Genomic DNA, 26,016 nt, shown 5'->3' with positions numbered 1-26,016 from the left:
TGGATTGCAGAAAACCGTTTGTGGCTTTCCCACTGAGAGGTGGAACCCGGAGGACCGATGATTCTGAGAAGACTGCTTGACAGCGCATCCGCCCGTCTCGCCCGCCAGAGTTCCGATCTGCTTCAGCTCGTCGTCCTGACGGGTACGGCGCTCGTGGCGATGTTCGGCATCGGACGTGCGTGGATGGTGGCGCTGCACCTCCCGTCGTGGACGCTCGCCACCCCGCTGGTGCTGCTGGCCGTTGCAGCCATGGTCGTTTACTACGTCCGGTGTGTTCACCACCCGGCTGACTTCGTCATCGAGGAACTCGACGGATCGTTGGTCGTCACCAGGGTCGAGGGTGAGGATGGCCGCCATCATCACCGATACGCCTACACGCGACAGCAACGTGTCCGGGCCACCCGGCAGATCCGTCTCGTAGGCATCCGTTCCCACTGGAGCGGACAGACTCGGGTGATCGAGGGGGCGACGTCGCTGTTTCCCGAACATCGGCTTCTCGACGGCGCAGTGGCCGAGGAGGACGGGCGCGTCTACCGGTGGTTGTATCTGCTCGGTCCGCTTGCCCGCGGTCGTCGCGTCAACGTCGGAATCAGACAGGTGTTTGAGGATGTCTACGCCCCTATGAAGCCCTATTACCGCGAGAGCTGCGAGGAACGGCGGGTGGGAAAACTGTCGGTACGTGTCCAGTTCGATCGGGCGGATTCGCCAGCCGAGGCGTGGCAGGTCGTGTGGCGGAGGACGCGGTCGGGATCGAGCCGCCAGGAGATCGCCCGTACCCGCTGCCAGCCGAGCGGTAACCACCTGGCGGGGAAGGTGGTCTATGAGATGACCTTTCAGCGTCCGGACCGCGAATGCGCGTACGGCATCTGGTGGCGGTGGCCCGAGCCGCCGACCCGCCGGCGCCCGGGTTCGGCATCCGCCGGTGCTACGACCGAGCCCGAGCACGACATCAGCCCGGATTCCCCGGCCGGACGGCGGTGATCCGACCCGGGAATCCGGAGGATCGACCTGATCATCTCTCCAGATGCCGGTCTACGAAACCGCCGCGGTCAGGGTGGCAGCCGAGACGGTCGCCGCCGCCCTGACCGTCCTGTGCGGACGTCCGGCCTGTCTCGTCGACGCGGGGGAGAGCCTCCGCGTGATCACCGGTGAGCTCGCGACCGTTCTGGCCGACGAGATGAGCATGGACGATTGGGACGAGGCGGTCCCGCCGTGCCCGGGTCACGGTCATCCCCGCCGGCTGGTCCGGCGGGGCGATTCGGTGGTGTGGCAGTGTCCCCGGGACCAGGCCCACGCGCCGGTGCTCCTCATCGACTGCGGCCGGTGAGCAGCCCGGTCAGCCGCCGCCGAGGGCGGCGTCGAGCCGGTCCAGGTGTGCGGCCACCGGCCCGGCGGTGAGCAGCCCGCTGCCCGCCCCGGCTACCTCGCCCGCCGCCGGGGCGAGCGAGGACCGCGCCCGGAGCATCGCGTCCCGGTCGTCCAGCGCGACGGCGGCCCGCGCGGTCAGGCACCACAGCGCCTCCATGAGCAGGTCACGCGGCGGTGCCGGGGTGCGGCGCAGCGCGGCGGCGGCCTCGTCGCGGCGGCCGCCGGCGAGCAGCTCCAGCGGGCGCGCCCAGGGCGCGTACGGCCCCCAGTCCGTGTCGGCGGGATAGTCGGCCGGCAGGTCGTGCCACACCCGCAGGCAGAGCAGCGCCAGCGGCGTCAGCCCGTGTTCGACACCGGGCATGCCGCAGCCGGCCAGCGCGGTCGCCCACGACCGGTACGCCGCCTCCGCCTCCGGGTACGCGGCACCGGTGGCGGCGGTCCGCATGGCCCGGTAGCCGCCGGTGAACACGCCGACGAGTGGGCTTTCGTGCCGGGCGGCGAGCCGGTCCGCCGCCTCGGCGTGTGCGTCGGCGGCGGTGAAGTCGGCGAGCGCGCTCCGCGCCTGCACCCGGATCAGGTGTCCGAGGATCTCCACCGTGGCCAGGCCTTGCCGGGCGGCGAGCGTGACCAGTTCCGCGCCGATCGAGTCCCGCCGCGCGGCCAGCCCGGCCCGCTGGAACGTCTGCATCCACACGCCGTTGAGGGCCTGGGCCAGCAGCGCCGGGTCGGCCACCCGCCGCGCGATCGCCTCCGCCTCCCGCGCGGCCTCGGCGGGGCGCGGCGACGCCGTACCGCGCGACTCGATCGCGACGGTGGCCAGCAGCCGGGCGCGCGTCGCCTCCGGCGCGTCCGGAACCAGCCCGGCCAGGGCCCGCTCCGCCGCCGCGACGACCCGGGTCGCCTGCGCCGGGTCGTCCGAGCGGGTCCAGATCGCCGGTACGTCGTACCCGCCGATCACCCGCGCGGTGAACTCCGGGTCGCCGAGTTGCTCGGCCGCGCTGATAGCCGCCTCGCGCTGGTCCCGGGCCGCCTCCAAGCCGCCCGGCCCGGTCACCGCGAGGCTGCGCAGCAGCCCGACAGTGGACTCCAGCCGGGCCCGCGCGCCGGGGACCACACTGCGCTCGTACGCCGCCGCCGTCTCGGCCCAGACGCGTGCCGGGCCGGTCGGTTCGGGTTCGGCCTGGCGCAGCAGGTCCGTCTCCAGGCGCCGCAGTCGCGGTCCGGGGTCCAGGCCGAGCTGGTCGCGCAGCAGCTCCCGGGCGCGGCGCAGCACGGCGAGCGCGTCGGCCTGCCGCCCGGCCCGGTAGAGCGCCGACGCCAGCAGCGCCCACCCGTCCTCCCGCCACGGGTGCGCGGCGACGTGGGCGTCCAGATCGGGTACGGCGTCGGCGGCCCGGTCCAGCGCCAGCAGCGCCTCGGCCCGCCGCTCGACGGCGGTGAGCCGGATCTGGTCGAGCCGGGTCCGTTCGGCGTGCGCCCACGGCTGGTCGAAGTCGGCGTACGCAGGCCCGCGCCACCAGCCCAGCGCCTCGTCGAGCCGGTCGAGCGCGGCCCGGGGCAGCGCGTCGGCTGCTGCGGTGACGGTGTCCTCGAATCGCCAGGCGTCGACGGTGCCCGGGGCGGCGCGCAGCGCGTACCCCGGTCCGTCGGTGACCAGCAGCCGGGCCGGCTCGCGTGGCGGACGGTGCGGTTCCAGGCGGCGGCGCAGCGCCGCGACGAACGTGCGGACCGCGCCCACCGCGCCGGCCGGCGGGTCGTCCCACAGGTCGTCGACGATCTGCCCGACCGGCACGGTCCGGCCCCGGGCGGCGACCAGCCGCGCCAGCACGGCCCGGTGCCGGGGCCCCTTCAGGTCGACCGGCACACCCGCGTCGTCCCAGGCCGTCACCGGACCCAGCACACCGAAACCGACAGGCACCGACCCCTCCTCGCCAGGGGTCACCGTATCGCGCTCATCGGTTGCTCATCCGGCGCCGCCACGCTGGTCAGGTAACGAGACGAAAGAGGGATCATGATGAGCACCACCATCGCGGGATTCGACTACCAGCGCGTTCCGGTCGCCGAGGGCGTGACGCTGAACGTGGCGGTGGGCGGCTCCGGCAGCCCGGTCGTGCTGCTGCACGGCTTCCCGCAGACCCACCTGATGTGGCGGCACGTCGCCGCCGACCTGGCCGGCGAGCACACGGTGATCTGCCCGGACCTGCGCGGCTACGGCGCCAGCGACAAACCGGCCGCCGACACCGAGGACACGTACAGCAAGCGGACCATGGCCGCCGACGTGGTGGCGGCGGCCCGCGCGCTCGGGCACGAGCGGTTCGCGCTGGCCGGGCACGACCGGGGCGCCCTGGTCGCGGTCCGGGCCGGCCTGGACCACCCGGATACGGTCACCCACCTGGCGTCGCTGGACGTGCTGCCAACCCTCGACATGTGGGACGTGCTGCACGGCGCGTCCGCCTCGGTGGCGTTCCACCTCTACCTGATGGCCCAGCCGCCCGGCCTGCCCGAGAAGATGATCGCGGGCAGCGCCGACGCGTTCTTCGGGCACTTCCTCGACGCCTGGGCCGGCGACCCGGCGGCCATGCCGGCGCAGGTGCGCGCCGAGTACCTGCGGCCTCCCGGGAGGCGGTCGACTCGATCGTCGCCGACTACCGGGCGTCGGCCGGGATCGACGTGGCGCACGACCGGGCGGACCGGGACGCCGGGCGGCGGCTGGCCATGCCGGTCACCGTCATCCAGCAGGACTGGGTCGCCGCGCTCGGCTACGACGCGGCGGCGGTGTGGCGGGCCTGGGCCCCGGACCTGGAGCACCGCACCACCACGGCCGGGCACTTCATGGCCGAGGAGGCCCCCGGCGAGATCGCCGAGGCGCTGCGCGCGCTGCTGAAGCGATAGGTACGGCGGTCCGGGCGCGCGTGGCGCCCGGACCGTCCGCCCCCGTCCGCTCAGCCGGCCCGTCTCCGGACGTGCCACAGGCCGAACGCCGCCAGCAGACCGGCCGCGCCGAGGTGGAGCGCCAGTTCGATCCACTGGAACGCCCAGAACCGGCGGTTCGGCTGGTAGGCCAGGTCCACGTGCAGGTCGAGCCCGCCGAGGCAGATCGCCGTGTCACCGAACGTGCCGGTGGCGCCGGTGCGCGGCGGGTCACGGAAACAGGTGCCGAACGCGGCGTCGGAGAGCTGCCGCCCGTCGGCGGTCCGCAGCGGGCTGATGTCGGTGACCCAGGCGCCCGGCACGTCCAGCCCGCCGACGACCGGCGAGCCGGTGATGCTGCCCAGGTTGCGGGCCCGGTTGACTGTGTCGGCGGTCATCGGCACGGTGACCCGCTCCGGCGGCAGGTAGTGCGGGCGCAAGAGGTTCGGCACCACGAGCTGCACCACGACCACAGCCAGGAACACCACTGCCATCGCCGGCAGGGTGCGGCGCAGCACCAGCCCGGCGACCACGCCGAGGACGAGGGCGAACACGGCGTACCCGGCCGGCGCGATGCCGCGCGCGCCGAACAGCACGGTGCTGAACCGGTCGCCGGCGACCCGGTCGACGGGCGCGGCCGCCCAGGTGAGCAGCGCGCCGAGCACACCGGCGACGAGCGCGGCGGCGGCCGACAGCACCGCGAGCTTGACCGCCAGCCAGCGGCGGCGCGGCACGCTCTGGTTCCACACCAGCCGGTGCGTGCCCTGCTCCAGCTCCCGGGCCACCAGCGGCGTGCCCCAGAACGCGCCGATCAGCGCGGGCACCAGCGCGAACCCACCGGCGAGGAACAGCATCGTCTGCGCGTACCGGTCGGGCAGCCGGGCCGGGTCGGGCTCGGCCCGGATGTCCGCGCCGAGGCGCAGCAGGTAGGCGCCGGCCAGTGCCAGCAGGACGGCGCCGGCGAGCGCCGGAAGGCGGAACTGCCGCACCGTCATCCTGATCATCGGGTCACCGCCGGGTGGGCGGCCCGGGCCAGGTACGCCAGGACCAGCTCCTCCAGCGTGACCGGCGCGCCGTCGCGTACCGCCGGGCCCCGGACCACGACGCGGCCGGGCTCGGCCCAGACCACGTCGGCCCCGGCGGGCGCGGCGGCGGCCCGGTGGTGCGTGGCGAGCAGGTCCGGGACCGGGCCGGCCACCTGGACCCGGGCGGCGCAGAGCACGACCAGGTGGTCGCAGACCTGCGCCACGTCGCCGAGCAGGTGCGAGGAGAGCACCGCGCCGGCGCCGAGTTCCCGCACGAAGCCGGCCAGCCCGTGCATGAACTCGCGGCGGGCCAGCGGGTCCAGCGCGGCGGCCGGCTCGTCGAGGATCAGCAGCTCGGGGCGCTTCGCGGCGGCCAGCGCGAGGGCCAGTTGCGCGCGCTGGCCGCCGGAGAGCCGGCCCGCCTTCTGCGCCGGATCCAGGCCGACCTCGTCGACGCGCCGCCGGGCCAGCGCCGCGTCCCAGGACGGGTTGAGCCAGGCGCCCATCCGCAGGTGCTCGGCGACGGTGAGGGAGGCGTAGACCGGCGTGTCCTGGGCGACGAAACCGACCCGGGCCAGGTGCGCGGCGTCGGCGGCCGGCGGCGAGCCGAGCACCGTCAACGAACCCGAGGTGGGCGCGATCAGCCCGCAGGCCAGTTGCAGCAGCGTGGACTTTCCGGCGCCGTTGGGGCCGACCAGGCCGACCACGTGCCCGCGCGGGACGCTCAGGTCGCAGTCGGCAAGCGCGGTGCGGCGGCCGTACCGTTTGGTCAGCCGCTCGGCGTGCAGGGCGAGTGGTGGATGCATGCGGCTCATCCTGGGCACGGCGGAACCGGCGGGCATCGGTCCGGAGCAGGGTCCGGCGCGCGGCGGACCCTCCTTTCGGCCGGTTCGGCCCGGCCGCCGATCTCCTAGCGTGCTGGGCATGGCTACCGAACGGCTCACCCGGGTGGCGGCGACGGCGGGGCTCGCCGTGGTGCTGCTCGCCGCGATCGGCGTCCAGGCGGTCGCGATCGCCGCGAGCTGGGGACTGCGGTACTGGCTTGCCGGCGGCGCGGCCGCCGTCGTGGTCGGCGCGCTCGCTCTGGTACGCGACAGGCAGCGCGTCGCCACGGCCACCGCCGGACTCGTCGTCGCGGCGTCGGCCGTCGTCGCCGCCCGCCTGTTCGACCTGCCCACCGAGCCGGGGCCCGCGCTGGCGCTGGCGTCGGCCGTCCTGGTCGGATCGGGGGTACGCGCGCCGCCGCCGCTGCCCGCCGGCCTGATCGCGGCGGGGGGGCTCGGGGGGGGGGCGGGGGCGGGGCCGGCCGCCCGGCCGGGGGCGGGCGGGCCCGGGGTGGTGGCGCTCAACAGCCTGTGCTGGTTCGGCGGGGTCGCCGCCGGGCTCACGTTGCGGCTGCTCGACGAGCGGGCGAAGGCCACCGCTGAGCGGGTGCGCCGCGACGAGCGGCTGGAGCTGGCCCGGGAACTGCACGACGTGGTGGCCCACCACGTCACCGGCATGGTGGTGCAGGCGCAGGCCGCCCACCTGGTAGGGCGCCGGGATCCGGCGCGCGCCACGGAGTCGCTGGCCGGCATCGAGGCGGCCGGCGGCGAGGCGATGCGGGCCATGCGCCGCCTGGTCGGGCTGCTGCGGGACACCGGTGACGCGCCGCCGGCCTCGGCCGGTCCGGAGCAGGTCGAGGAGCTGGTCGAGCGGTTCCGCCGGCAGGGCCCGCCGGTGCGGCTGCGGCTGCCGGAACAGACGGCCTGGCCGCCGGAGGTCACCAGCACCGTGCACCGGGTCGTCCGGGAGGCGCTGACGAACGTGGCCCGCCACGCCCCGCACGCCGCCCAGGTCACCGTGGACGTGGCGCAGGAGCCGGACGCGGTGGTGGTCGAGGTGACCGACGACGCGTCCGGCGCGCCCGCCGAGTCCCGGGGCGGGTACGGCCTGGTCGGCCTGCGCGAGCGGGTCGAGGCCCTGGGCGGCACGCTGCACGCCGGTCCCCGCCCCGAGGCCGGGTGGTCGGTGCGGGCGGTAGTGCCGAAGGGGAGGGCGTGATGACGATCCGCGTGCTGCTCGCCGACGACCAGGCGATGGTCCGCGGCGGGCTGCGGCTGATCCTGGAGGACCAGCCCGACATCTCGGTGGTCGCCGAGGCGTCCGACGGCGTCGACGCGGTCGCCCAGGCCCGCCGGCTGCGTCCCGACGTCTGCCTGGTGGACATCCGGATGCCGCGGCTCGACGGTCTCCAGGTGACGCGGGCGCTCGCCGGGCCCGAGGTGGCCGACCCGCTGCGGGTCGTCGTGGTCACCACGTTCGACCTGGACGAGTACGTCTACGGCGCGTTGCGCGGGGGAGCGGCCGGGTTCCTGCTCAAGGACGCCGGACCGGCCCTGCTGGTGGAGGCGGTGCGGGCGGCGTACCAGGGCGACGCGCTCGTGTCCCCGTCGGTGACGGTCCGGTTGCTGCGGCACCTGGCCCCGCCCGCGCCGCCGCGTGACGAGCGCCGCCCGGCGCTGTCGGAGCGGGAGGTCGAGGTGGTTCGCCAGATCGCCCGGGGTCGGACCAACCTGGAGATCGGCGCGGAGCTGTTCATCTCGCTGAGCACCGTCAAGAGCCACGTCTCCGCGGTGCAGACCAAGCTCGGCCTGCGCAACCGCACCGAGATCGCGGTCTGGGCGTGGGAGCACCGCGTGGTCGACTGAAAACGTTGGCGGACGCCCTACCGTACGTTGTACGTTAGTGCCCTCGTCGACGGAGGGGACACAGACGTGGAACACGCGATCCTCGCGGAGGGCCTGCGCAAGCGGTACGGGGACACGGACGCGCTGGACGGCTTCGACCTGCGGGTGCCACCGGGCACCGTGTGCGGGCTGCTCGGCCCGAACGGCGCCGGCAAGACCACAGCCGTACGCATCCTGGCCACACTGCTGCGCTTCGACGCCGGGCGGGCCGAGGTCGCCGGCTTCGACGTGGCGGGGCAGGCCGACCAGGTGCGCCACCGCATCGGCCTGGTCGGCCAGCACCCGGCGGTGGACGAGGCGCTGAGCGGGCGGGAGAACCTTGTCCTCTTCGGCCGCCTGTTCCACCTGGACCGGGCCGGGGCGAGGCGACGCGCCGGCGAACTGCTCGACCGGTTCGGGCTCGCCGACGCCGGTGACCGGCCGGTGCGCACGTACTCCGGTGGCATGCGCCGCCGCCTCGACCTGGCCGCCGGGATGATCCTCGCGCCCTCGGTGCTGTTCCTCGACGAGCCGACCACGGCGCTTGACCCGCGCGGGCGCAACGAGGTGTGGGAGGCGGTACGCGACCTGGTCCGCGACGGCACCACGGTGCTGCTGACCACGCAGTACCTGGACGAGGCCGACCAGCTCGCCGACCGCGTCTGCGTGCTGGACGCCGGGCGGGTGATCGCCGAGGGTACCCCTGACGCGCTCAAGTCCCGCCTCGGCGGCGACCGGATCGAGCTGGTCGTCCGCGACGCCGCCGACCTCGCCACCGCCGCCGGGCGGCTGCGTACGGTCGCCCGCGCCGAACCGGCGGTCGATCCGGACCGGCGGGCGGTCAGCGCCCAGGTCGGCGACCGGGCCGGCGCGCTGACCGAGGTGCTGCGCGCGCTGGACGCCGACGGCGTGACCGTGGCCGACGTGGCGCTGCGCCGGCCCACACTGGACGAGGTGTTCCTCCAGCTCACCGACGGGCCGGCCGCCGGCCGGACCGGCGTGGAGGTGACCGCGTGACCGCCACAGTGACCCCGGCCCGGCGCGCGTCGCTGGCCGGTGACGGCCTGACGCTGACCGGGCGCGCGCTGGCGCACTGGCGGCGCGAGCCCGGCCCGCTGATCGGCTCGCTGGGCTTCGACATCCTGATGGTGCTGATGTTCGCCTACCTGTTCGGCGGCGCGCTCCAGGTGCCCGGCGGCGGCGACTACCGGGAGTTCCTGATGCCCGGCATGTTCGCCATGACGATGGTCTTCGGCATCAGCATGACCACCATGGCGGTCTCGGCGGACCTGGAGCGCGGCGTCACCGACCGGCTGCGGTCCATGCCGGTGTCCCGGCTGGCGCCGCTGCTCGGCCGCGCGGTCGCCGACCTGATGTTCGCGGTGGTGACGCTCGCCGTCATGCTGCTCGCCGGCCTGGCCGTCGGGTGGCGGGCGCGCGGCGACGCCGGCGACACGTTCGCCGCGCTCGGGCTGATCCTGCTGCTGCGGTTCGCGCTGGTCTGGGTGGGCGTCTTCCTCGGCCTGACGGTGAAGGGGCAGAGCGCCGTCACCGCCGTGCAGACGCTGGAGTTCCCGCTGGGCTTCCTGTCCAGCGCGTTCGTGGCGCCGTCCACGATGCCCGCGTGGCTGGGCGCGGTAGCCGAGTGGAACCCGCTGTCCGCGACAGTGGGGGCCACCCGGGAGCTGTTCGGCAACCCCGGGTGGGGCGGCGACTCGTGGGTGGCCGCGCACCACCCGCTGCTGGCGGTGCTCTGGCCGCTGGCGCTGGTCGCGGTGTTCCTGCCGCTGTCGCTGCGCCGCTACCGGGCGCTGAGCCGCTGAGCCGAACCCGGGGGCGGTGTGCGCCGCCCCCGGGCACGGGTCACGGCCCGGTCAGCACGACCAGCTCGCCGGTGGCCCGGGTCATCGCGACGTACCTGTCCACCGCGCCGGAGACCCCGTCGCCGAACGACTCCGGGGCGACAAGCACCACCAGGTCGAACTCCAGCCCCTTGGCCAGCACCGGGCTCAGCGAGCGGACCCGGTCCGAGGCCGGGAACGCCGGGTCGCCGATGACGCACGCGACGCCCTCGCTGTGGGCGTCGAGCCAGCCGTCCACCACCGCGCGCAACTCCGCGCGGTCGCCGTACCGCACCGGTGCGCCGTCGCGGATGGACGTGGGCACGTTGGCGTCCGGCAGCACGGCCCGGATCACCGGCTCGGCGGCCGCCATCACCTGCGCCGGCGTGCGGTAGTTGACTGACAGCGTCGCCACCGCGACGTGGTCGAACCCGGCCCGCGCCAGCCGCCGCTGCCACGACTCGGTGAACCCGTGCCGGGCCTGCGCCCGGTCGCCGACCACCGTGAAGCTGCGCGACGGGCAGCGGGCCAGCAGCATCTGCCACTGCGCGTCGGTCAGCTCCTGCGCCTCGTCCACCACGACGTGCGCGAACGGCCCGGCGAGCAGGTCCGGGTCGGCAGCGCTCAGCGCGCTGGAGTCGACCAGGCTGGTGCGCATGTCCTCGCCGTACAGCATGGTCATCAGACCCTCGCCGTCGTCGTAGGCGTGCGACGCGATCAGCGCGTCGACCACCGTGTCCATCTGCGCGCGCTGCGCGGCCAGCACCGCCTCGTCGCGCCGCCGCCGCAGGGACGCCTCCGGGTCGCCGACGCGGCGCCGGGCCGCGTCCAGCCACGGCAGGTCCGCCACCGTCCAGGCCCGGGGGTCGGCCCGCCGCAGGGTACGGATCTCCTCCACGCCCAGCCCGGGGGCGCACCGGCGCAGGTAGGCCGGCACCGACCACAGGTCGGCCACCACGTCGAGCGGGTCGAGCAGCGGCCACGCCCGGCCGAACGCGGTGACCAGCTCCCGGTCGCGCGCCAGCGACCGGCGGACCGTCTCCTCCGGCTCGTCGCCGCGGTACTTCTCCACCAGGATCGTGAGCAGTTCCTCCCACACGTCGTCGCGGGCCTCGTTGTGCGGGACGCCCGGTCCGGCCGCCTCGAACGCCGTCACCCAGTCGTCGGCGGTAAGCCGCAGCTCGTCGTCCCCGACACCGACAGTCATCCCGGTGGCGGGCGGCTCCTCGTAGAACCGGACCGCGGCGTCGACCGTCCGCACCGGATCCGCCGACGCCTTCAGCCGGGCCACCTCGGGTTCGATCTCCGGCATCGCCGCCGCGCCCTCGGGCACCAGGTCGGCCAGGGTGCAGATCTGCACGTCCTCCTCACCGAGGCTGGGCAGCACGTCGGACACGTAGTTCAGGTACGGCTGGTGCGGCCCGACGACGAGCACCCCGCCCCGGCGCTCGCCCAGCCTCGGGTCGGCGTGCAGCAGGTACGCGGTGCGGTGCAGCGCCACCACCGTCTTGCCGGTGCCGGGACCGCCGTCGACCACAAGCGCGCCCCGCGACCCGGCCCGGATGATCGCGTCCTGGTCGGCCTGGATGGTGCCGAGCACGTCGCGCATCCGGGCCGACCGGGTCGCGCCCAGGCTGGCGATGAACGCCGACTGGTCGTCCAGCGCGGCGTGCCCGGCCAGGGCGTCGGCGGTGAACACCTCGTCCCAGTAGTCGGTGATCCGGCCCGCGCTCCACCGGTAGCGGCGGCGGCTGGCCAGGCCCATCGGATCGGCGTGGGTGGCGCCGAAGAACGGCTCGGCGGCGGGGGAGCGCCAGTCCAGCAGCAGCCGGCCGCCCGCGCCGTCGGTCAGGCCGAGCCGGCCCACGTACACCGGTTCGGCACCGTCCGCGCCGACCATCCGGCCCAGGCACAGGTCCAGGCCGTAACGGCGCAGCGTACGCAGGCGCGCGCTCAGCCGCCGGACCTCCTGGTCCCGGTCCACCGCCTGCCGGCCCCGCCCGCCCGCGGCCCGGCGTGTCTCGTCGAGCCGGTCGGTCAGGTCGGCGATCGAGCGGCGCAGGCTGTCCGCGATGGCGGCGAAGTGCCGCTCGTCGGCGGCGATCAGTTTCGGGTCGGCCTTCGCCGACAGACGATCGGGAAGATCGAAAACGCTGGTGGCAGGCAGGTTCAACTCGTCTCCGATCACGGGCACGGCCGGGCCTCCGCTCTTCGCGGCTCCGGCCGAATACCTCGGCAATGGGGTTACGGGCGGCAATTCTGCGCCATTACCCGGGCCTTGCGGCAAGACCGGGGGTGCGCTATATGTTGGTAGTGGCGGGAGAACCCGCCATTCTTTTTGCGCGAACAATTCTCGTACCCATTCCGGGTGTCCCGCCGCCCGCCGGTGACCGGCGTGGTCGGTAGGATGACGGCACCATGTCGAAGGAGCGCCGGCGCAAGGCCGATCCCGCCCGCAGCCTGGCCCTTCTCTGGCGCACCCGGGAGCCGGCCAGCCGGGGCGCCGGTCCCTCCCTCAGCGTCGACCGGATCGTGCGCACGGCCGTCGAGATCGCCGACGCCGAGGGCATCGACGCGCTCACCATGCGCCGGGTCAGTGAGGCGCTCGGCGTCGGCACCATGTCCGTCTACACGTACGTGCCCGGTAAGGCGGAACTGCTCGACGTCATGGTGGACACCGTCCTCGGTGACCTCCCGCGCCCGGCCGACGTGCCGGGTGGGTGGCGCGGCCGGCTGGAACGCATCGCCCGGGACAACCTGGCGCTCTACCGGGCCCATCCGTGGCTGCTGCGCGCCGAGACCACCCGGCCGGTGCTCGGCCCGAACGTGCTCGCCAAGTACGACTACGAGCTGCACGCCGTCGCGGACATCGGGCTCGACGACGTGGAGATGGACGCGGTGCTCACGCTCGTGCTGGGGCACGTCAAGAGCGCGGCCCGGGCCGCCCTGGACGTGGCCGAGCTGGAACGTGAGACCGGGATGACCGACGACCAGTGGTGGCAGACGCACGGGCCGTGGCTGGAGAAGTTCATGACCGCCGGCAGCTTCCCGCTCGCCGCGCGGGTCGGCACCGCCGCCGGCATGGCGCACGGCGCCGCGTACGGGCCGGACCACGCCTTCGAGTTCGGTCTCCAGCGGGTGCTCGACGGCATCTCGGTGGTGGTCGCCGAGCGTGCCGGTGACGGGACGGCGCCCGGGACGACCTCGTAGTCCGGCTGTTCACGTCGGAAATCGCCGTCGCTATGGTGGCCGCGTGATCACCTGCGTCGTGCACTACACGATCGACCCCGCACAGATCGAGGCGTTCGAGCGCTTCGCCCGTGCCTGGATGCGGCTGGTGGCACGGCACGGCGGTGTGCACCACGGCTACTTCCTGCCCGCCGAGGGCGCCAGCGACCGGGCCGAGGCGCTTTTCAGCTTCGAGAGCCTGGCGGCGTACGAGCGGTACCGGGCCCGGTTCGGAGTGGACCCCGAGTTCGTCGCCGCCGACCGGATCCGCGACGAGTCGGGCTGCGTCCTGCGGTACGAGCGCACGTTCATGCGCCCGCTCCTGCCCGGCGACTGATCCTCCGGCCGGGCGGCTACCGAGCCGGGTGCGGGCTCTCGGCCGCGGCGGCGTACCGGCGGGCCAGGTGGGCGAACGCCGCCCGCAGCTCGGGCGGCCCGACCACCTCGATGTCGGCGTCGTAGCGGCCGAGCACGGCGGCCAGCCCGGCCCACGACCAGCCGCCCAGGACCAGGCGGCAGCGGTCCGGTCCCAGCTCCTCGACGATGCCGTCGCGGGTCCACGCGGACACCGTCCGGGCGGGCAGGTCGAGGGTCACCTCGCCCCGGCAGGGCCAGTCACCGGGCCCGGTGGCGCCCTTGAACCGCCCGGTGACGTACGCGGCGACGTCCCCGCCGGGTAGCTCGCGCGGCGTGAACCGGGGGCCGGTGGGCGTACGCGGACTGATCCGGTCGACCCGGAACGTGCGCCAGTCGGCCCGGTCGAGGTCCCAGGCGACGAGGTACCAGCGTCCGCCCCAGGTGACCAGGTGGTGCGGCTGCACCCGGCGCGGCGGCGCATCCGGTGTGCGGGCGGCGGACGTCGACACCGACTCGTAGTCGAAGCGCAGCTCCTCGCGGGCGTGCACGACGGCGCTCAACGTCATCAGCAGACCCGCGTCCACCCGGGACGCGGCGGGCGTGGCGGTCCGTTCCACGGCGATCACCCGCAGCGCGTCCACCCGGTGCCGCAGCCGCGCCGGCATCACCTGCCGCACAGTGGTCAGCGCCCGGGCGGCGGCCTCCTCGATGCCGGTGACACCGGTGGCGGCGGTCTGCAACGCCACGGTGAGCGCGACCGCCTGCTCGTCGTCGAAGAGCAGCGGCGGCAGCGCGGAGCCGGCGCCGAGCCGGTAGCCGCCGTCCGGGCCCTTGGCGCTCTCGATCGGGTAGCCCAGCTCGCGCAGCCGGTCGACGTCGCGCCGCACCGTACGCGGGCTGACCCGCAGCCGTTCGGCCAGCAGCGCGCCCGGCCAGTCCCGCCGGGCCTGGAGCAGGGACAGCAGGGAGAGCAGTCGCGCGGAGGTCGTCGGCACGACACGCATTCTGCCGCGAGAAGAGGACAGAAACTGACCGCTACGCCTGCGAGTGTGGTCTCCGTACCCGATCAGGACCGGAAGGAACAGATGACGATGACCGGCACGACCACGACCTCCACCACCCTCGACGCCGAGCGGGCCGACCTGCTCGCCGAGCTCGCCGACGCCCGGAACATGCTGATCAACACGGTGCGCGGCCTCACCGACGAGCAGGCCGGGCTGCGGCCGACCGCCAGCGCGCTCTGCCTGGGCGGAGTGATCAAACACGTCGCGTCCACCGAGGAGGCGTGGCTGCGGTTCGTGGTCGAGGGCCCGTCGGTGATGTCCTTCGCCCTGCCCGAGGGCGTGACCTGGGAGGACTTCATGTCGGGCAAGGCGCGAGAGCTGCCGGAGTGGGCGATCGAGCGGGGGCGGGACTTCCAGATGCTGCCCGAGGACACGCTGCCGGCCATCCTGGACCGGTACGCCCGCGTCGCCGCCCGTACCGAGGAGGTCGTCGCCGGCGTCGAGGACCTGTCGGCGACGTGGCCGGTGCCGGACGCGCCGTGGAACGAGCCCGGCTCGGTCCGCAGCATCCGGCGCGTGCTGATCCACGTCATCGCCGAGACCACCCAGCACGCCGGGCACGCGGACATCCTGCGCGAGAGCATCGACGGGCAGACCACCACCTGAGCCGCCCCGCAGACCCGTGCCGGGCGGCGGTCAGGCGACCGCCGCCCGGCCCATCCGGGTCACCGCCTCGGTGAGCACCGCCGGGGAGGTGGCGAAGTTGAGCCGCACGAAACCGGCGCCGCCGGATCCGAAGACGTGCCCGGAGCTGAGCGCCACCCGGGCCCGGTCGAGGAACATCCGCGCCGGACCGGCCAGGTCGCTGGCCACTCCCGGCCCGTCGCCCGCCTCGGTGGGTACGCCGAGGGCGCGGCAGTCCAGCCAGGCCAGGTACGTGCCCTCGGGCGGCCGCCACGACACAGCGGGCAGGTGTTGGCTCAGCAGCGACCCGAGCAGCGCCCGGTTCGCGTCCAGGGCGTCGAGCAGCCGGTCCAGCCACGGCCCGCCGGCCCGGAACGCGGCGGTGTGCGCGAGCACCCCGAGGTGGCTGGGGCCGTGGCTGACCTCCTCCGGCATCCGGGCCAGGTCGTCCGCCGCGTCCGGCCCGGCGACCGCCAGCGCCGCCTTGAGCCCGGCCAGGTTCCACGCCTTGGACGCGGACAGCAGCGCGAACGCGTTCTCCGCGCCGGGCACCGTCAGGTACGGGGTGAACCGCGCGCCGGGCAGCGCCAGCGGCGAGTGGATCTCGTCGGCCACCACCCGTACGCCGTGCCGGGCGGCCAGCTCGGCGACGGTGGCCAGCTCGTCGGGGCGGTGCACCACACCGGTCGGGTTGTGCGGGTTGCAGAGCAGGAACGCCGGCCGGTCGCCGAGCGCGCGGGCCCGGCGGAACGCCTCGTCCAGCGCGGCCGGGTCGAGCCGCAGGTCTGCCCCGAGCGGCGCCTCGACCACCCGGCGCCCGGCGTTCGTGAGGAACGCGTAGAACGGCGGGTAGACCGGGGGAGTGACCACCACGGCGTCGCCCGGGCCGGTGACCAGGCGCAACACCTCGACCGTACCCATCATCACGTCCGGCACCAGCGAGGTGCGGCCGACCGGGAAGTCGGCCCAGCCCCAGCGCTGCGCGGCGAACCCGCCGACCGCCTCGGCGTACCCGGTGCCGAACGCGTAGCCGGTGTCGCCCAGCTCGACCGCCCGGCGCAGCGCCTCGGCCACCGGCGGCGCCAGCGGCACGTCCTGCTCGGCCACCCACAGCGGCAGCACGTCCGGCGGGTAGAGCCGCCACTTCACGCTCGTGCGCTGCCGCAGCTGGTCGAGCGTGAGCTGGGTGAGCGGGTTGCCCTCGTCGGCGGAAACCGTCATGCGGCCCACCCTAGGTGGCACCTACCATCGGCCGATGGCCCACCCGGCGTACCCGCTGCGCACGTCCCGGCTGCTGCTGCGCCCGGTGACGCTCGGCGACCTCGACGACGTGCACGCCTGGCAGCGCCGGCCGGACGTGGTCCGCTGGATGGCCGGCGCCGCGCCGCGTACCCGAGCGGGGTCGAGGTCGTCGGTGACCGCGATGGCCGGCGAGGACGCGCTGCGCGCGGAGGGCGACTGCCTGACGCTCGCCGTGGTCGGCGGCGAGCGGGTCGTCGGCGCGGTGGAGCTGGTCTGGCGCAGCCGCGCCGACCGCACCGCCGAGCTGGGGTACGTGTTCCACCCCGACCACGGCGGCCGTGGCCTGGCCACCGAGGCGGCCGGCGCACTGCTGGACTGGGGTTTCGGCGAGTTCGGGCTGCACCGGGTCATCGCCCGCTGCCACGCGGACAACGAGCCCTCGGCACGTCTGATGGCCCGGCTCGGCATGCGGCGGGAGGCGCGGCACGTGCGCAGCTACCGGTTCCGGGGCGGCTGGGCCGACCAGCTCGTCTACGCGATCCTGGCCGACGAGTGGCGGTCCCGCTGAGCCGGGTCAGGAGACGGCGACCGGATCGCCGACGTGGATCTCGCCGGTGAGCCGCATCACCGCACCCTAGCCGATCTTGGGGGTGGCGCGGTCGATGATCGCGGCGAGGTCCAGCCCGCCCGGCAGCGTCCCGTACGCCTGCCCGTGGTCTCCGTCGAGCCGGGACGCGCAGAACGCGTCGGCGACCGCCGGGTGGCCGTGACGCACCAGCAACGCGCCCTGGAGGACCAGCGCCAGCCGCTCCACCACCCGCCGGGCGCGCAGCTCCAGGTCGCTGTGGTCGGCCAGTTCGTCGCGGACCCGGCGCACCGCGGCGTCCAGCCGGGCGTCCGCGCCGGCCGCGGCGGCCACCTCCGCCTCGTACGCGGCGAGCACCTGCGGTTCCCGGGTCAGGGCGCGCAGCACGTCCAGCGCGGCGACGTTGCCGGAGCCCTCCCAGATCGAGTTCAGCGGCGACTCGCGGAACAGCCGCGGCATGCCGGACTCCTCCACGTAGCCGTTGCCGCCCAGGCACTCCAGCGCCTCGGCGGCGTGCCCCGGCCAGCGCTTGCAGACCCAGTACTTGCCGACGGCCAGGGCGAGGCGCTTGAACGCGGTCTCGCCGTCGTCGCCGCGCGCCGACCTGTCGGTCGCGCCGGCCAGCCGGACCATCAGGACGGTGGCCGCCTCCGACTCCACCGCCAGGTCGGCGAGCACGTTGCGCATCAGCGGCTGGTCGGCCAGGTAGCCGCCGAACGCCCGCCGGTGGGTGGCGTGGTGCACGGCGGTGGTGACGCCGTGGCGCATCCCGGCCGCCGCGCCGATCACGCAGTCGAGGCGGGTCAGGTTGACCATGTCGATGATGGTGCGCACGCCCCGGCCCTCGTCGCCGACGCGCCACGCCACCGCGTGCTCGTACTCGACCTCGGCGGAGGCGTTGGAGCGGTTGCCGAGCTTGTCCTTGAGCCGCATCAGCCGCATCGGGTTACGGGTGCCGTCGGGCAGCACCCGGGGGACCAGGAAACAGGTGAGGCCACCGGGCGCCTGGGCGAGGGTGAGGAACAGGTCGCACATCGGCGCCGAGGTGAACCACTTGTGCCCGACCAGCCGGTAGCCGCCGTCCGGCTCCGGCCGGGCCGTCGTGGTGTTGGCGCGGACGTCCGAGCCGCCCTGCTTCTCCGTCATCGACATGCCGGCGAGCAGGCCGCGCTTGGTCTGCGGCGGGCGCAGCCCGAAGTCGTACTCGCGGGTGGTGAGCAGCGGCTCGTAGCGTGCCGCCAGGTCCGGGCTGTGCCGCAGCGCGGGCACCGCCGCGTAGGTCATCGAGATCGGGCAGCCGTGCCCGGCGTCGGGCCGCCACAGGTAGAAGCCGGCCGCGCGGGCCACGTGCGCGCCCGGCCGGTCGTCGGCCCACGGCGCGGCGTGCAGGCCGTGGCCGACCGCGGTACGCATCAGCTCGTGCCAGGACGGGTGGAACTCCACCTCGTCGATCCGGTGGCCGTACCGGTCGTGGGTGCGCAGCACCGGCGGGTGCTCGTTGGCGAGCCGCCCGTGTTCGGCGGCCTCCTCGCCACCGGCGAGCCGGCCCAGCTCGCGCAGCCCGGGCAGCGCCCAGCCGGCGCCCTCCCGGGTCACGCCGTCGCACAGCGCCGGGTCGTCGGCGGTGTCGTGGCCGACCATCGGGGGGACCTGGTTGACGACCTCGTGTGTGGTCACGGCGGCAACTCCCAGCGCGGTGGCGGATCAGGTCGGGGCCCGGATTGAACCATCGTTCAGTCCGCACCGGCAAGCACCCGCCGACCTGTCAATTTGACTGGTTTCGTTTGACATCATCCGGCTCGGAGATAAGACTCGCCGAAACTTTCTTTTGTCCGGGAAGTGGCTAGGGGGGCCTGTGTCCAGGAAGAAGCTCGGCGTGCTCGGCGCCGCACTCACACTGACAGTCGGCGTCCTGTCCGGATGCACCGGCGGCGAGGCGGTCGACGTCGGCGGCGGGGGGAACGCCGGCGGCGCCGGTGGTGTCCTCAACGCCGCGATCGGCGGCGAGCCGGATCAGCTCGACCCGCACAAGACCTCGGCGTACTACAGCTTCCAGGTGCTGGAGAACGTCTACGACACGCTCGTCGAGCCGGACGCCGACCTGAAGATGGTGCCGTCGCTGGCGACGAAGTGGACCACCAGCGCCGACCAGCTCACCTGGACGTTCACGCTGCGCGAGGGCGTGAAGTTCTCCGACGGCTCGCCGCTGACCTCGGCCGACGTCGTCTACTCCTATGAGCGGATCATCAAGGAGAAGCTGAACAACGCGTACAAGTTCGCCACCGTCAAGTCGGTCACCGGCCCCGATCCGGCCACAGTGGTGGTGACGCTGACCGCGCCCACACCGAACCTGCTGGCGAACCTCGGCGGGTTCAAGGGTGTGGCGATCGTGCAGAAGGCCAACGTGGAGTCGGGCGCGGTGAAGACCGCACCGGTGGGCAGCGGGCCGTTCAAGGTGGCCGGCTACACCTCCGGCGACAGCGTCAAGCTGGTCCGCAACGACGCCTACTGGGGGGACAAGCCGAAGCTGGACGGCGTCACGTTCACCTTCGTCAAGGACCCGACGGTGGCGTTGCAGAACCTGCGCAGCGGCCAGGTGCAGTGGACCGACAACCTGCCGCCGCAGCAGGTGAAGTCGTTGCAGGACGGCGACGACCCGGTGGTGAAGTCGGCGGCCTCCACCGACTACTGGTACGTGGCGCTCAACGAGGCCCGCAAGCCGTTCGACAACCCCGAGGTGCGGCGCGCGATCGGCTACGCGCTGGACCGCGAGGCGATCACCAAGGCCGCGAAGTTCGGCCTGGCGACCGTCAACCAGACCGCTATCCCGAAGGCCAGCGGTTTCTACTTCGACTACGCGCCCTACAACCACGACCCGGCCAAGGCGAAGCAGATGCTCGGCCAGGCCGGCGTGAGCAACCTGACCATGGACCTGATGGTCACCAGCGAGTACCCGGAGACGGTCACCGCCGCCCAGGTCATCGCCGCGCAGCTCAAGGACGTCGGAATCACCGTCAAGATCCGTACGCTGGACTTCGCCCAGTGGCTCGACGAGCAGGCGAAGGGCAACTTCGACGGGTTCATGCTCGGCTGGCTCGGCAACATCGACCCGGACGAGTTCTACTACGCCCAGCACCACAGCGGCGGCACGTTCAACTTCCACAAGTACAAGAACCCGGCGGTGGACAAGCTGTTGGACGACGCCCGTACCCAGACCGACCAGGGCGCCCGCAAGCAGGCGTACGAGCAGGCGGCGAAGCAGATCGTCGACGACGCCAGCTACCTCTACCTCTACAACCCGGACGTGGTGCAGGGCTGGTCGAAGAAGGTCTCCGGCTACGACGTGCGCACCGATCGGGCGATCCGGTTCCGGTCGGTCGCCCTGGCCAAGTGATGGCCCGCTTCGTCCTGCGGCGGGTCCTCCAGTCGGCGATCGTGCTGGTCGGCGTCACGCTTGTGGTGTTCCTGCTGCTGCAACTGGTGCCGGGCGACCCGGTCCGGGTGGCGCTCGGCACCCGGTTCGACCCGCAGACCTACGAGGCGCTGCGGGAGCGCGCCGGGCTCGACCAGCCGCTGCCGGTGCAGTACGTGAGCTACCTCGGCCACGCGCTCACCGGTGACCTGGGGGTCAGCTTCCGCACCGGCCAGCCGGTGAGCCACATCGTGCTGGAGCGGCTGCCCGCCACGCTGTCGCTGGCAGTCACCGCCGTGGTGTTCGCGTTGCTCGTCGCGTTCCCGCTGGGCATCGTCGCGGCGGTACGCAGCGGCTCCGCGATCGACCACGCCGCCCGCGTGTTCAGCCAGTTCGGCGTCTCCGTGCCGGACTTCTGGATGGGCATCATGGGCATCCTGCTGTTCGCCGGGGTGCTCGGCTGGCTGCCCCCGTCGGGCTACGTGGCGCTGACCGACGACCCCGGCCGGTGGGCCACCCACGTGGCGCTGCCGGCGGTCACCGTCGGCCTGGTCACCGCGTCGATCCTCACCCGGTTCATCCGCTCCTCGGTGCTGGAGGTGCTCTCCGCCGACTACGTGCGCACCGCCGAGGCGAAAGGGCTGCGCAACCGCGTGGTGATCCTGCGGCACGTGCTGCGCAACGCGCTGATCCCGGTGGTCACCGTGGTCGCGGTGCAGCTCGCCAGCCTGCTCGGCGGCGTCATCGTGATCGAGGTGCTGTTCGCCTGGCCGGGCATCGGCCGGCTCACCTTCGACGCCGTGCAGGCCCGCGACTACCCCGTCCTGCAGGGCGCGGTGCTCCTTGTGGCGGCCCTGTTCCTGCTGGTGAACCTCCTGGTGGACATCCTCTACGCCCGCCTCGACCCGAGGATCACGGTCAAGTGAGCACCACGACCGAGAGCACCGGACGCCGCGTCCTGGACGCGCTGCGGCGCGACCCGCTCGCCGTCGGCGGGACGATCGTGCTCGTGCTGCTGGTGGTGGTGGGGATCGCCGGCCCGTGGCTGGCACCGGCCGGCGTCAACGACGTCGACGTGGACCAGATGCTGCGCCCGCCCAGCGGCGCGCACCCCTTCGGCACCGACGAGCTGGGCCGCGACGTGCTCAGCCGGGTGCTCGTCGCCGCCCGGGTGTCGCTTCAGGTCGGCGCCGTCAGCGTCGGCATCGCGCTGGTCGCGGGCGTGACGCTCGGGCTGTTCGCCGGCTACTACCGGGGCTGGCTGGACAGCGTGCTCATGCGCTGTATGGACGTGCTGTTCGCGTTCCCGGTGCTGCTGCTGGCGGTGGCCATCGTGGCGGTGCTCGGCCCCGGCCTGCTCACCGCCATGGTCGCCATCGGCGTGGTCTACACGCCCATCTTCGCCCGGATCACCCGCGCCGGTGTGCTCTCCGTACGCGAGCAGGTGTTCGTCCGGGCCGCCGTCTCCATCGGCGCGTCCGACCTGCGCATCATGCGCCGGCACGTGCTGCCGAACATCGCCGCGCCGCTGATCGTGCAGACGTCTCTGTCGCTGGCGTTCGCGATCCTCTCCGAGGCCGCGCTGTCCTTCCTCGGCCTGGGCATCCAGCCGCCCGCACCGGCCTGGGGCCGGATGCTGTTCGACGGGCGTGGCTTCGTCACCGACGCGTGGTGGCTGGGCGTGTTCCCGGGCGCGGCGATCTTCCTCACCGTGCTGGCGTTCAACCTGGTCGGCGACGCGCTGCGGGACGTGCTCGACCCGCGCCAGCTCACCCTCGGCGAGGCCCGCAGGAGCACCCCATGAGCGAGCGCACCGAGCGAACCGAGAGCCACGAGCGCATGACCGACTCGACAGTGCTGTCAGTGGACGACCTCACCGTGACGATCGGCACCCGCCGCGGCCCGGCCCGTGCGGTGGCCGGGGTGTCCTGGCAGGTGCGGCAGGGGGAGACGTTCGCGCTGGTCGGCGAGTCGGGCAGCGGCAAGAGCATGACCCTGCTCGCCGCCACCGGTCTCGCCCCGCGCGCCGCCACCGTCACCGGCCGGGTCCGGCTGCTCGACACCGAGCTGACCGCGCTGCCCGACGAGCGTCGGCGCAAGGTACGCGGCCGGCACGTCGGGTTCGTCTTCCAGGACCCGATGACCTCGCTCAACCCGGTGCTGCCGGTGGGCCGGCAGGTCACCGAGGCGGCCGAGGAGCACCTCGGGCTGACCCGCCGCGCCGCCCGCGACCGGGCGGTGGAGTTGCTGGAGCTGGTGGGCATCCCGTCGGCGGCGCGGCGCGTCGACGCGTACCCGCACCAGTTCTCCGGCGGCATGCGCCAGCGCGTCGCCATCGCCATGGCGCTGGCCTGCGAGCCGGATCTGCTGATCGCCGACGAGCCGACCACGGCGCTGGACGTCACCACGCAGGCGCAGATCATCGAACTGGTCGCCGACCTCCAGGCCCGGCTCGGCACCGCGGTCGTCTGGGTCACCCACGACCTGGGCGTGGTGGCGGGCATCGCCGACACCGTGGCGGTCATGTACGGGGGACGGATCGTCGAGCAGGGCCCCGTCGACGCGGTGTTCGACACGCCCACCCACCCGTACACCCGGGCGCTGCTGGCGGCCCGGCCGGACCCGTCGCGGCGCGGCGAGGACCTGGTCGCCATCCCCGGTTCGCCGCCGAGCCCGCTGGACCTGCCGCCCGGCTGCGCGTTCTGGCCGCGCTGCCCGGTCCGTGCCGATCCCCGCTGCGAGCACGAACTTCCCCCGCTGACCCCGGTCGGCGAGGGGCACACGGTCCGCACCTTCTACAGTGGAGAGACCGGATGAACGCCGACACCCCGGACGTGGTGGCCGAGCTGGACGACCTGAAGGTGCACTTCCCGACCCCGGCGGGAACGGTCCGCGCGGTGGACGGCGTCAGCCTCGCCGTACGCCGAGGGGAGACGCTCGGGCTGGTCGGCGAGTCGGGAAGCGGCAAGTCCACTGCAGGTCTGGCGCTGCTGCGGCTGGTCGACCCGACCGCCGGCCGGGTCCGGGTGGCGGGCGAGGACGTGACCCGCTGGTCCCGCCGGCGCCTGCGCGCGACGCGCCGCCACGTGGCGATGGTCTTCCAGGACCCGCAGGCGTCGCTGGACCCGCGCCGCACGGTCGGCGACAGCATCGCCGAGCCGCTGTTCGTGCACCGGCTCGCCAGGTCCGCCGCCGCCCGCAAGGCCCGGGTCGCGGAGCTGCTGGACCTGGTCGGCCTGCGCGCCGACACCGCCGGCCGGTACCCGCACGAGCTGTCCGGCGGCCAGCGCCAGCGGGTCGGCGTGGCCCGCGCGCTGGCCGGGGAACCGGACCTGATCGTCCTGGACGAGCCGATCGCCTCGCTGGACCTGAGCGTCCAGGCGCAGATCATGAACCTGCTCCGGCACCTGCAACGCGACCTCGGGCTGACCTACCTGTTCATCGCGCACGACCTGGCCGCCGTCGAGCACATGAGCGACCGGATCGCGGTGATGTACCTGGGCCGCATCGTCGAGACCGGCCCGCCCGAGCGGATCTACCAGCACCCGGCGCACCCCTACACGGCGGCGCTGCTGTCGGCGGTGCCGGTGGCCGACCCCCGCGTCGAGCGGGAGCGCCGCCGCATCGTGCTCACCGGCGACATCCCCAGCCCGGTGGACCCGCCCAGCGGTTGCCGCTTCCGTACCCGCTGCCCGCAGGCCCGCCCCGCGTGCGCCGAGACCGACCCGGTGCCGGCCGAGGTGGGCCCGGGTCACCACGCGGCGTGCCTGTTCCCGCTCGACGGCGAGCGCGACGGCGGCCTGGGGGAGGACGGCGCGACGACGCGCGCCGACGCCGGCACGTCGTAGGCTCGCGCCCATGGCGTTCACCACCCGGCCGACGCTGCGCGGCACGTTCGGCATGGTCTCCTCCACGCACTGGCTGGCCAGCCAGTCGGCGATGGGTGTGCTGGAACGCGGCGGCAACGCCTTCGACGCCGCGGTGGCCGCCGGTTTCGTGCTGCACGTCGTGGAGCCGCACCTCAACGGCCCGGCCGGTGAGGTGCCGGCGATCCTCGCCACCGCGACCGACCCCACACCGCGGGTGCTGTGCGGCCAGGGCCCGGCTCCGGCCGCCGCCACCGGCGCGCACTTCCGGTCGCTCGGCCTGGACCTCGTCCCCGGTGCCGGACCGCTCGCCGCCGTGGTGCCGGGCGCCGTCGACGCCTGGCTGTTGCTGCTGCGTGACCACGGCACCCGCACGCTCGCCGAGGTGCTGGAACCGGCGATCGGCTACGCCGCCGCCGGCCACCCGCTCGTCGGCGCGGCCGGGCAGACCGTCGCGCGGGTCCGGTCGCTGTTCACCGGCCACTGGCCGACCTCCGCGCGCCTCTGGCTCCGCGACGGCCGCCCGCCCGCGCCGGGGGAGATGGTCACCAACCCGGCGTACGCGGACACGCTGCGCCGCCTCGTCGACGCGGGACGGGCCGCCGGTGCGGACCGGGAGGCGCAGATCGAGGCGGCCCGGCGCGCCTGGCGGGAGGGTTTCGTCGCCGAGGCGATCGACGCGTTCAGCCGGCTGCCGTTTCGCGACTCCAGCGGGCGCGCGCACGCCGGGCTGGTCACCGGCGACGACCTGGCCGGATGGTCGGCCACCTGGGAGGCGCCGGTCACGCTGGACTGGCACGGGCACACGATCGCCAAGACCGGCTTCTGGGGCCAGGGTCCGGTGCTGCTCCAGACGCTCTCCATTCTGGACGCGCTCGACGACCCGGCCGTCCACGACCCGTCGAGCCTGGAGGGCATCCACGCGCAGGCCGAGGCGCTGAAGCTCGCGTTCGCCGACCGGGAGGCGTGGTACGGCGACACCGGCGTGCCGGGGCCAGCGCTGCTGTCGGCGCGGTACGCCCGCTCGCGGGCCGCGCTGGTCGGCGAGCGTGCCGACACGACGCTGCGTCCCGGCAGCCCGGCGGGTGAGCCGCCCCGGCTCCCGTCCCACCTGCGCGCCGACGCGGGTCGCGGGGCCGTCCCGCGGGATCCGAGCACCGGCGAACCCACGGTACGGGCGGACGGCGTGACCCGCGGCGACACCTGCCACGTCGACGTGGTGGACCGGTGGGGCAACATCATCTCCGCGACGCCCAGCGGCGGCTGGCTGCAGAGCTCACCCGCCATCCCGGAGCTGGGGTTCCCGCTCGGCAGCCGGTTGCAGATGTGCTGGCTGGAGGAGGGGCTCGCCTCGACGCTGCGGCCGGGCCGGCGTCCGCGTACCACGCTCAGCCCGACGCTCGTGCTCCGCGACGGCGAGCCGGTGATGGCGTGCGGGACGCCCGGTGGCGACCAGCAGGACCAGTGGCAGCTGCTGTTCCTGCTGCGGCACCTGGCCGGCGGGCAGGAGTTGCAGGAGGCGATCGACGCCCCGATGTGGCACACCACGAGCCTGCCCGCGTCGTTCTATCCGCGCGAGGTCGAGCCGGGCGTGCTGGTGCTGGAGGACCGGATCGACGCGGATGTGCTGGCGGGCCTGCGCGCCAGGGGCCACACCGTGCGCCTGTCCGGCCCGTGGAGCCTGGGCCGCATGTGCGCCGTGACACGCGACCCGCGCACCGGAGTGCTCTCCGCCGCGGCGAACCCCCGAGGCGCCCAGGGCTACGCCGCAGGCCGCTGACCCTC

24 protein-coding genes are annotated in these 26,016 nt (G+C 74.3%); 17 read left to right on the top strand and 7 right to left on the bottom strand.

Features of this window, described 5'->3' with window-relative positions; translation table 11 throughout:
- Window positions 1–57: 57 nt before the first annotated feature.
- Both AB0C17_RS16570 and AB0C17_RS16565 read left to right on the top strand, forming a co-directional pair.
- Complete coding sequence (locus AB0C17_RS16570; RefSeq protein ID WP_357384533.1) at window positions 58–981, top strand: hypothetical protein; 924 nt, start codon at window positions 58–60, stop codon at window positions 979–981.
- A gap of 43 nt (window positions 982–1,024) precedes the next feature.
- Window positions 1,025–1,327, top strand: a complete 303-nt coding sequence (locus AB0C17_RS16565; RefSeq protein WP_357384535.1) for a hypothetical protein — start codon at window positions 1,025–1,027, stop codon at window positions 1,325–1,327.
- A 9-nt stretch (window positions 1,328–1,336) separates the two neighbouring features.
- Here AB0C17_RS16565 and AB0C17_RS16560 read toward each other — a convergent pair whose 3' ends face one another.
- Entirely contained in the window at window positions 1,337–3,286 is a 1,950-nt protein-coding gene (locus tag AB0C17_RS16560; RefSeq protein ID WP_357479223.1) for a BTAD domain-containing putative transcriptional regulator, read from the bottom strand.
- Between the two features lie 96 nt (window positions 3,287–3,382).
- Between AB0C17_RS16560 and AB0C17_RS16555 the strand changes: the two genes are divergently transcribed.
- Window positions 3,383–4,252, top strand: a complete 870-nt coding sequence (locus tag AB0C17_RS16555) for an alpha/beta fold hydrolase (protein ID WP_357479220.1) — start codon at window positions 3,383–3,385, stop codon at window positions 4,250–4,252.
- Window positions 4,253–4,310: 58 nt separating this feature from the next.
- Here the strand turns inward: AB0C17_RS16555 and AB0C17_RS16550 are convergent, their stop codons facing one another.
- Entirely contained in the window at window positions 4,311–5,282 is a 972-nt protein-coding gene (locus AB0C17_RS16550; protein WP_357479217.1) for an ABC transporter permease subunit, read from the bottom strand.
- A complete protein-coding gene (locus AB0C17_RS16545) occupies window positions 5,279–6,109 on the bottom strand; it encodes an ABC transporter ATP-binding protein (RefSeq protein ID WP_357479214.1) in 831 nt (276 codons plus the stop codon). Before AB0C17_RS16545 ends, AB0C17_RS16550 begins: the two co-directional genes overlap by 4 nt.
- 118 nt (window positions 6,110–6,227) lie before the next feature.
- Here AB0C17_RS16545 and AB0C17_RS16540 point away from each other — a divergent pair, with 118 nt between their 5' ends.
- The 4 genes from AB0C17_RS16540 to AB0C17_RS16525 all read left to right on the top strand — a co-directional run bounded on the left by AB0C17_RS16540 (window position 6,228) and on the right by AB0C17_RS16525 (window position 9,834).
- On the top strand, window positions 6,228–7,346 hold the full coding sequence (locus tag AB0C17_RS16540) for a histidine kinase (protein WP_357479211.1): 1,119 nt from the start codon (window positions 6,228–6,230) through the stop codon (window positions 7,344–7,346).
- Window positions 7,346–7,993 (top strand): response regulator transcription factor, encoded by a 648-nt coding sequence (locus AB0C17_RS16535; RefSeq protein WP_357479208.1) that lies wholly within the window; start codon window positions 7,346–7,348, stop codon window positions 7,991–7,993. The genes AB0C17_RS16540 and AB0C17_RS16535 overlap by 1 nt, the downstream gene beginning before the upstream one ends.
- Before the next feature lie 66 nt (window positions 7,994–8,059).
- Window positions 8,060–9,028 (top strand): ATP-binding cassette domain-containing protein, encoded by a 969-nt coding sequence (locus tag AB0C17_RS16530; RefSeq protein ID WP_357479205.1) that lies wholly within the window; start codon window positions 8,060–8,062, stop codon window positions 9,026–9,028.
- The gene (locus AB0C17_RS16525; protein ID WP_357384544.1) at window positions 9,025–9,834 is read left to right on the top strand and encodes an ABC transporter permease; all 810 of its coding nucleotides are present in this window, start codon (window positions 9,025–9,027) and stop codon (window positions 9,832–9,834) included. The genes AB0C17_RS16530 and AB0C17_RS16525 overlap by 4 nt, the downstream gene beginning before the upstream one ends.
- A gap of 40 nt (window positions 9,835–9,874) precedes the next feature.
- On the opposite strand, the gene helR is transcribed toward AB0C17_RS16525, so the two are convergent.
- Entirely contained in the window at window positions 9,875–12,046 is a 2,172-nt protein-coding gene (helR, locus tag AB0C17_RS16520) for an RNA polymerase recycling motor ATPase HelR (protein WP_357472769.1), read from the bottom strand.
- A gap of 224 nt (window positions 12,047–12,270) precedes the next feature.
- On the opposite strand from helR, the gene AB0C17_RS16515 reads away from it, so the two are divergent.
- Window positions 12,271–13,062, top strand: coding sequence for a TetR/AcrR family transcriptional regulator (locus tag AB0C17_RS16515; RefSeq protein ID WP_357384548.1), 792 nt, complete (start codon window positions 12,271–12,273; stop codon window positions 13,060–13,062).
- A 43-nt stretch (window positions 13,063–13,105) separates the two neighbouring features.
- The gene (locus AB0C17_RS16510) at window positions 13,106–13,417 is read left to right on the top strand and encodes an NIPSNAP family protein (RefSeq protein WP_357384550.1); all 312 of its coding nucleotides are present in this window, start codon (window positions 13,106–13,108) and stop codon (window positions 13,415–13,417) included.
- 16 nt (window positions 13,418–13,433) lie between these two features.
- Here AB0C17_RS16510 and AB0C17_RS16505 read toward each other — a convergent pair whose 3' ends face one another.
- Complete coding sequence (locus AB0C17_RS16505; RefSeq protein WP_357384552.1) at window positions 13,434–14,432, bottom strand: WYL domain-containing protein; 999 nt, start codon at window positions 14,430–14,432, stop codon at window positions 13,434–13,436.
- 96 nt (window positions 14,433–14,528) lie between these two features.
- On the opposite strand from AB0C17_RS16505, the gene AB0C17_RS16500 reads away from it, so the two are divergent.
- Window positions 14,529–15,107 carry a DinB family protein gene (locus tag AB0C17_RS16500; RefSeq protein WP_357384554.1) on the top strand — a complete coding sequence of 193 codons (579 nt, stop codon included), beginning with the start codon at window positions 14,529–14,531 and terminating at the stop codon, window positions 15,105–15,107.
- 30 nt (window positions 15,108–15,137) lie between these two features.
- On the opposite strand, the gene AB0C17_RS16495 is transcribed toward AB0C17_RS16500, so the two are convergent.
- Window positions 15,138–16,346 carry a MalY/PatB family protein gene (locus AB0C17_RS16495; RefSeq protein WP_357479201.1) on the bottom strand — a complete coding sequence of 403 codons (1,209 nt, stop codon included), beginning with the start codon at window positions 16,344–16,346 and terminating at the stop codon, window positions 15,138–15,140.
- 34 nt (window positions 16,347–16,380) lie between these two features.
- Between AB0C17_RS16495 and AB0C17_RS16490 the strand changes: the two genes are divergently transcribed.
- The gene (locus AB0C17_RS16490; RefSeq protein ID WP_357384558.1) at window positions 16,381–16,935 is read left to right on the top strand and encodes a GNAT family protein; all 555 of its coding nucleotides are present in this window, start codon (window positions 16,381–16,383) and stop codon (window positions 16,933–16,935) included.
- Window positions 16,936–17,001: 66 nt separating this feature from the next.
- Here the strand turns inward: AB0C17_RS16490 and AB0C17_RS16485 are convergent, their stop codons facing one another.
- Window positions 17,002–18,630, bottom strand: a complete 1,629-nt coding sequence (locus AB0C17_RS16485; protein ID WP_357384560.1) for an acyl-CoA dehydrogenase family protein — start codon at window positions 18,628–18,630, stop codon at window positions 17,002–17,004.
- 178 nt (window positions 18,631–18,808) lie between these two features.
- Between AB0C17_RS16485 and AB0C17_RS16480 the strand changes: the two genes are divergently transcribed.
- Genes AB0C17_RS16480 through AB0C17_RS16455 form a run of 6 tightly spaced genes read left to right on the top strand, consistent with a single transcriptional unit; the run spans window position 18,809 to window position 26,011 of the window.
- A complete protein-coding gene (locus tag AB0C17_RS16480; RefSeq protein ID WP_357384562.1) occupies window positions 18,809–20,347 on the top strand; it encodes an ABC transporter substrate-binding protein in 1,539 nt (512 codons plus the stop codon).
- Complete coding sequence (locus tag AB0C17_RS16475; protein ID WP_357384564.1) at window positions 20,347–21,291, top strand: ABC transporter permease; 945 nt, start codon at window positions 20,347–20,349, stop codon at window positions 21,289–21,291. Before AB0C17_RS16480 ends, AB0C17_RS16475 begins: the two co-directional genes overlap by 1 nt.
- The gene (locus tag AB0C17_RS16470; RefSeq protein ID WP_357384566.1) at window positions 21,288–22,169 is read left to right on the top strand and encodes an ABC transporter permease; all 882 of its coding nucleotides are present in this window, start codon (window positions 21,288–21,290) and stop codon (window positions 22,167–22,169) included. The genes AB0C17_RS16475 and AB0C17_RS16470 overlap by 4 nt, the downstream gene beginning before the upstream one ends.
- Window positions 22,170–22,204: 35 nt before the next feature.
- Window positions 22,205–23,182 (top strand): ABC transporter ATP-binding protein, encoded by a 978-nt coding sequence (locus AB0C17_RS16465; RefSeq protein ID WP_357384656.1) that lies wholly within the window; start codon window positions 22,205–22,207, stop codon window positions 23,180–23,182.
- Window positions 23,179–24,213 (top strand): oligopeptide/dipeptide ABC transporter ATP-binding protein, encoded by a 1,035-nt coding sequence (locus AB0C17_RS16460; protein ID WP_357479198.1) that lies wholly within the window; start codon window positions 23,179–23,181, stop codon window positions 24,211–24,213. Before AB0C17_RS16465 ends, AB0C17_RS16460 begins: the two co-directional genes overlap by 4 nt.
- A gap of 10 nt (window positions 24,214–24,223) precedes the next feature.
- Window positions 24,224–26,011 (top strand): gamma-glutamyltransferase, encoded by a 1,788-nt coding sequence (locus tag AB0C17_RS16455; RefSeq protein WP_357479195.1) that lies wholly within the window; start codon window positions 24,224–24,226, stop codon window positions 26,009–26,011.
- The last annotated feature ends 5 nt before the right edge of the window (window positions 26,012–26,016 follow it).

This window comes from Micromonospora sp. NPDC048887, assembly GCF_040649715.1.
In the GTDB taxonomy this organism is placed as follows: Bacteria; Actinomycetota; Actinomycetes; order Mycobacteriales; family Micromonosporaceae; genus Micromonospora.
Note: the sequence above shows the minus strand (reverse complement) of the source record. Positions and strands in the feature narration are given on the sequence as shown.

Excerpts from the sequence above, each read along its gene's own strand:
- AB0C17_RS16570 (WP_357384533.1), top strand. The coding sequence starts at position 58 with ATGATTCTGAGAAGACTGCTTGACAGCGCATCCGCCCGTCTCGCCCGC.
- AB0C17_RS16565 (WP_357384535.1), top strand. The coding sequence starts at position 1,025 with ATGCCGGTCTACGAAACCGCCGCGGTCAGGGTGGCAGCCGAGACGGTC.
- AB0C17_RS16555 (WP_357479220.1), top strand. The coding sequence starts at position 3,383 with ATGAGCACCACCATCGCGGGATTCGACTACCAGCGCGTTCCGGTCGCC.
- AB0C17_RS16550 (WP_357479217.1), bottom strand. The coding sequence starts at position 5,282 with ATGATCAGGATGACGGTGCGGCAGTTCCGCCTTCCGGCGCTCGCCGGC.
- AB0C17_RS16545 (WP_357479214.1), bottom strand. The coding sequence starts at position 6,109 with ATGCATCCACCACTCGCCCTGCACGCCGAGCGGCTGACCAAACGGTAC.
- AB0C17_RS16540 (WP_357479211.1), top strand. The coding sequence starts at position 6,228 with ATGGCTACCGAACGGCTCACCCGGGTGGCGGCGACGGCGGGGCTCGCC.
- AB0C17_RS16535 (WP_357479208.1), top strand. The coding sequence starts at position 7,346 with ATGACGATCCGCGTGCTGCTCGCCGACGACCAGGCGATGGTCCGCGGC.
- AB0C17_RS16515 (WP_357384548.1), top strand. The coding sequence starts at position 12,271 with ATGTCGAAGGAGCGCCGGCGCAAGGCCGATCCCGCCCGCAGCCTGGCC.
- AB0C17_RS16500 (WP_357384554.1), top strand. The coding sequence starts at position 14,529 with ATGACCGGCACGACCACGACCTCCACCACCCTCGACGCCGAGCGGGCC.
- AB0C17_RS16495 (WP_357479201.1), bottom strand. The coding sequence starts at position 16,346 with ATGACGGTTTCCGCCGACGAGGGCAACCCGCTCACCCAGCTCACGCTC.
- AB0C17_RS16490 (WP_357384558.1), top strand. The coding sequence starts at position 16,381 with ATGGCCCACCCGGCGTACCCGCTGCGCACGTCCCGGCTGCTGCTGCGC.
- AB0C17_RS16475 (WP_357384564.1), top strand. The coding sequence starts at position 20,347 with ATGGCCCGCTTCGTCCTGCGGCGGGTCCTCCAGTCGGCGATCGTGCTG.
- AB0C17_RS16465 (WP_357384656.1), top strand. The coding sequence starts at position 22,205 with ATGACCGACTCGACAGTGCTGTCAGTGGACGACCTCACCGTGACGATC.
- AB0C17_RS16460 (WP_357479198.1), top strand. The coding sequence starts at position 23,179 with ATGAACGCCGACACCCCGGACGTGGTGGCCGAGCTGGACGACCTGAAG.
- AB0C17_RS16455 (WP_357479195.1), top strand. The coding sequence starts at position 24,224 with ATGGCGTTCACCACCCGGCCGACGCTGCGCGGCACGTTCGGCATGGTC.